The organism is Stenotrophomonas sp. 278, from assembly GCF_003935715.1.
Lineage (GTDB): Bacteria > Pseudomonadota > Gammaproteobacteria > Xanthomonadales > Xanthomonadaceae > Stenotrophomonas > Stenotrophomonas maltophilia_AH.
Genome location: NZ_RHPP01000216.1, coordinates 1 through 4,788, shown reverse-complemented (window position 1 = coordinate 4,788; position 4,788 = coordinate 1). Strand labels below are relative to the sequence as shown.

General features: G+C 66.3%; 4 protein-coding genes. All 4 read right to left on the bottom strand.

Annotated features, from left to right (window positions below; all coding sequences use genetic code 11):
• Positions 1–1,216, bottom strand: a 1,216-nt coding sequence (gene argH, locus EGJ34_RS20585) for an argininosuccinate lyase (protein WP_125362288.1), incomplete at its 3' end; no start/stop codon positions are given.
• A 12-nt stretch (positions 1,217–1,228) separates the two neighbouring features.
• Positions 1,229–2,185 (bottom strand): N-acetyl-gamma-glutamyl-phosphate reductase, encoded by a 957-nt coding sequence (gene argC / locus EGJ34_RS20580; protein ID WP_125362287.1) that lies wholly within the window; start codon positions 2,183–2,185, stop codon positions 1,229–1,231.
• A 14-nt stretch (positions 2,186–2,199) separates the two neighbouring features.
• Complete coding sequence (locus EGJ34_RS20575) at positions 2,200–3,528, bottom strand: acetylglutamate kinase (RefSeq protein ID WP_125362286.1); 1,329 nt, start codon at positions 3,526–3,528, stop codon at positions 2,200–2,202.
• A 72-nt stretch (positions 3,529–3,600) separates the two neighbouring features.
• Entirely contained in the window at positions 3,601–4,689 is a 1,089-nt protein-coding gene (locus EGJ34_RS20570; RefSeq protein WP_125362285.1) for an acetylornithine deacetylase, read from the bottom strand.
• Between the last annotated feature and the right edge of the window lie 99 nt (positions 4,690–4,788).

Here is a 4,788-nt window from a genome sequence, read left to right as displayed (position 1 = left end):
GGCTGCTTTCCGGGGTACGGCCCTGGCCCGCCGTGTCGGCCGAGGCCGCCGCGGCCTTGTACGCCTCACGGAACGGCACGCCGGCGACGGCGGCTTCGACCGCGACGTCGGTGGCGTACATGCCCGAATCGATGGCGGCACGCAGCTTGTCGTCGCGCCATTCCAGGTTGGCCAGCAGCGCCGGCAGCAGTTCCAGTGCGGGAATGCCGCGGCCGAAGCCGTGGAAGATCGCGCCCTTGCTGCTCTGCAGGTCGCGGTGGTAACCGGACGGCAGCGACAGCAACTGCTCGATCTCGGTGCGCGCGGCGGCTACGGCGGCGTGGGTGGCGCGTAGCAGTTCGACTACATCGGGGTTGCGCTTGTTCGGCATGATCGAGCTGCCGGTGGTGTACTGCGCCGGCAACGCCACGAAACCGAACTCGCCGCTGGTGAACAGCGACAGATCCCAGGCGATGCGGCGAAGATCCAGCGTGGCACCGCCGAGGGCTTCCAGCGCGGCCAGCTCGAACTTGCCACGCGACAGCTGCGCGTAGATCGGCGAGATCTGCATGCGCGCAAAACCCAGCGCTTCGGTGGTGTGGCTGCGATCCAGCGGCAGGTTGACGCCGTAACCGGCCGCCGTGCCCAGCGGGTTGGCGTCGATCAGGGCAAAGGTGTCGCGTGCGCGGATGGCGTTGTCGATGAAGGCTTCGGCCCAGCCGGCCCACCACATGCCGGCCGAGGAGACCACAGCACGCTGGATGTGGGTATACCCCGGCAGCGGGATGTCCTTTTCGGCTTCGGCGCGGTCCAGCGCGACCTTGGCGATCTCCCGGCTGAGTTCGGCCACGCGCAGCAGCTTGTCCTTCAGCCACAGGCGGGTGGCGACCAGGATCTGGTCGTTGCGGCTGCGGCCGGTGTGGATGCGGCGGCCCGCGTCACCCAGACGCTCGGTCAGGCGCGCTTCGATGGCGGAGTGGCAATCCTCGAAGCGCTCGTCGAGCACGAACGCACCGCTGCGGAAATCGTCGGCGAGGATGTCCAGCTCGCGCAGCAGGCCGTCCAGCTCTTCACTGCTGAGAATGCCGATGTGCTGCAGGCCCTGCGCGTGCGCCTTGCTGGCGGTCACGTCATACAGGAAAAATTCGCGGTCGAGGATGACGTCATCGCCGGCCAGGAAGGTCTGGATCTTGGCGTCCACCGCCACGCCGGGCTTCTGCCACAGAAGGTCTGCCATGTCTTGCTCCAATCAGTGCGGAATCGCGGTGAGTTCGTCCAGGCCCAGGGCCCGGTTGAGGTTCTGCATGGCCTGGGTGGCCGCGCCCTTGAGCAGGTTGTCCAGCGTGGCCACGACGACCACGCGCTTGCCGCCCGGAGCCACGTCGAAACCACCGATCTGCACGCCGTGGCGGCCGGCGATGTGGCTCACCCACGGGGCCTGGTCGATCACTTCGACCAGCGGCTCGTGTGCGTAGAAGGTCTGGTAGCGGGCCAGGATCTGCTCGCGGGTCATGACATCCGTCAGCCACAGGTTGACGGTCATGGTGATGCCGCGGAAATGCGGGGCGACGTGCGGCATGAACTCCACCGGCACGCGCAGGTGCGCGGACACTTCGCGCTCATGCACGTGATTGGTGAGCGCATACGGCATCAGATTGTCGGCCAGCAGCTCGGGGTTGTTCTTGTCCGACGGCGTGGTACCGGCACCGGAGTAACCGGACACCCCAAAGCACTGCGGCGGGCCGGCCAGCTGGGTCAGCAGCGGGCTGATCGCCAGCTGCATGGCGGTGGCGTAGCAGCCAGGGTTGCTGATGTGCTTCTGGCCGGCATAGTCGCCACGGGTGAGTTCGGGCAGGCCGTAGTACCAGCTGCCTTCGAAACGGTGGTCGGCGGACAGGTCGACGATGACGGTGTCCGGCTTGGCGGCGTCGAGTGCGGCCACGAAGGTGGCTGAGAGATTGTTCGGCAGCGCGAGGATCACCGCGTCCATGCCCTTGGCGGCCACGGCTTCGGCGTCGAGGTTCTCGAAATGCAGATCGCCGGTGATCTCCGGGTAATGGTCACCCACGCGCTGGCCCTCCAGCTCGCGCGAGGACACAAAGCCCAGCTGCAGGTTCGGGTGGGCGGCGATCAGCTTGATCAGCTCGGCCCCGGTGTGGCCACGTGCGCCAACGATGCCAACGGTGAAGGTCTTGGAAGTGCTCATGCGGTTCTCTTCGCTCAGCCCAGCAGGCTGGGGGTGCGGGCAGCGCAGTGGTCAACGTAGCTGCGGATACGCTCGAAACCGTCCGCGCCAAACCAGAACACCTTCCAGTGATCCTGTTTGTAGCAGCCGTCAGATTCGGCGTAGTAGAAATGATTGATCGGGTTGCCGTGGCGCGAGCGCCAGAACAGCTGCGGGGTTTCTTCCAGCATCACGTTCCAGACCGCGCGGCCGAGGCCCTCGCCCTGCGCGTCATCAAGCACGGCGAACTTGTCCAGATAGACGCCTTCGGCTTCGTCGGTGAGGATCACCGCCGCGCGATAGTTCTCGCTGACGTAGGCGCGCAGCAGCTTGGTCTTGTCGAAGTAGTCCGGCACCAGGGTGCGGCCGAAGCTGGATTCGATCAGGCCCTTCAGGCGCGGCAGGTCCAGTTCGCTCCAGGCGGTGGCGCGCAGCACCTTTTCGCCCTTGCGCACCAGCGTGCCCGAGCCCTTGTGGGTGAACAGTTCCTTGGCCAGATCCGCCGGACGGGTGATCGACACCGACGATTCCAGCGGCAACCGGTCCAGCAGGTCTTTGATCTGTTCGATCTTGACCTTCATGCCGCCGTGGATCCACGGCTGGGCGATCAGATGGTCGTACTCGGTGGACAGGTTGATCGAGTCGATCACCTTGCCCTCTTCGTCCAGCAGGCCACCGGTGCCGGTGAGGAAGATGATCTTGTACGGCTGCAGCTCCTGCACCAGCTCGTTGGCGGCGAAATCCGCGTTGACGTTGAGGATCTGGCCGCAGCGGGTTTCACCCAGGCTGGTGATCACCGGAATGGAGCCGGCGCGCAGGCTCGCTTCAATCGGGGCGAGATTCACCTTCTTGACCTCGCCGACCAGCCCGTAGGTGGCCTGGTCCAGGTATTCGGCTTCGAACACGCCACCGGTGATCGAGGTGGCACGCGCGCCATTCTGCTGCAGTGCTTCCACCAGCTGCAGGTTGGACTGCTGGAACACGCGGCGCACGATGGCCAGGCCTTCCGGCGAGGTCACGCGCAGACCGTTGACGGTTTCCTTGACGATGCCGGCGGCGGAGAGCTCGGCATCCAGCTGCGGGCCCGCGCCGTGCAGCACGATCGGGGTCAGGCCGACTTCCTGCAGGAACGACAGCGAGGAGGTCAGCGCATCGAGATCGTCGCGCAGCACCGCGCCGCCGACCTTGACCACGGCAAAGCGCTTGGCGTCCAGCTGCGAGAAGCGCTTGAGGTACTGGCTGATCTCCTTCGCGCTGGCCATGCTGGAGAGCAGGCGCACGATGGTCTGGCGGGTCTGGCGGTGGGGCTGGAGTGCAGGAGACATTTCGGTTTCGTCACAAGCGGCCGCAGCCGCAGGAAAGGGGAACGTCGCAGCGGTCTGCGACGCGCGCATCAATCAGGCACCGGCGGCGATGATGCGGTGCACGGAATCGGTGTAACGCTGCAGCTGCTCCAGCGTCACGAACTCATCGGCGGTGTGGGCCTGGGCGATGTCGCCCGGGCCGTACACCATCGTGGTGTAGCCACCGGCCGAGAACAGCGAGGCCTCGGTCCAGAAGTCCACCGCATTGCCAATCGGAAGTTCCAGTGCATCGGCGACGTCGCGCGCCAGCAGGCGGCGATGTTCAGCTTCAGCGATGTCCCCGGCCGGCAGGCTGGGGCCACGGAAGGTTTCGGTGAACAGCGCCGCTTCCGGTTCGGCGAAGCCGGCAAAGGTGGCCAGCAGCGCGTCGATATCCATCGACGGCAGCGGGCGGAAGCCAAAACGCAGCTCCGCGGCCGGGGCAATCATGTTGGCCTTGATGCCACCTTCGACCCGACCGATGTTGAAGCGCAGGCCCGTCAGGCCGCCGAAGCGCGCGTGGGCCAGCGATTCCACATGGTCCAGCGCGCGGTTGCCCCAGCGCATGGCCTGATGCAGTGCGCTGGCGGCCGCATCCTGCTTGCCGGAGGCATGCCCTGCCCGCCCGGCGAACTGCATCAGCACCGAGCTGATACCCCGGTGCGCGAGCACCGCTTCGCTCATGGTCGGCTCGGCGACCAGCACCGCTTCATACGGAATGCCACGGGCCAGGAACGCCGCGATGCAGCGCGGGTCGTTGGCTTCCTCGTCACTGGAGAACAGGAACGCGGCATCGCCATCGCTGGCATTGGCGGCGGCGACCAGTGCTGCCGCCGCGCCCTTGATGTCACACACGCCCAGGCCGATCACCCGGTCCTCAGCGCGCCGCATCACGTGCGGGTCGGCGCTCCAGTGCGGGGAATCCGGCACGGTATCCAGATGCACGTTGAACAGATACTTCGGGTTGCCGCGCACCGCATACAGGCTGACCGCACCGGCACCGTGGTCGATCACCTCGACGTTGAACCCGGGCAGGTTCACACGCAGGTAATCGAAAATGCCCCCGGTGGTGATCGCACGCGGCGGATTGCGGGTGTCGAACGACACCAGGGCCTGCAGGTGGTTGAGCGTTTGTTCAAGCATGAATCAAAGGTTCCGTGGTGTGTGAACCGGTAGCGCCGGCCGTTGGCCGGCCCCCCCCGCGTTGGAGGTTTTACGGCCCCCGCCCGCGCAGACCCGGAA

What these genes read in the sequence shown, in the direction of transcription:
- argC (WP_125362287.1), bottom strand. Translation starts at nt 2,185, where the DNA reads ATGAGCACTTCCAAGACCTTCACCGTTGGCATCGTTGGCGCACGTGGC.
- EGJ34_RS20570 (WP_125362285.1), bottom strand. Translation starts at nt 4,689, where the DNA reads ATGCTTGAACAAACGCTCAACCACCTGCAGGCCCTGGTGTCGTTCGAC.
- EGJ34_RS20575 (WP_125362286.1), bottom strand. Translation starts at nt 3,528, where the DNA reads ATGTCTCCTGCACTCCAGCCCCACCGCCAGACCCGCCAGACCATCGTG.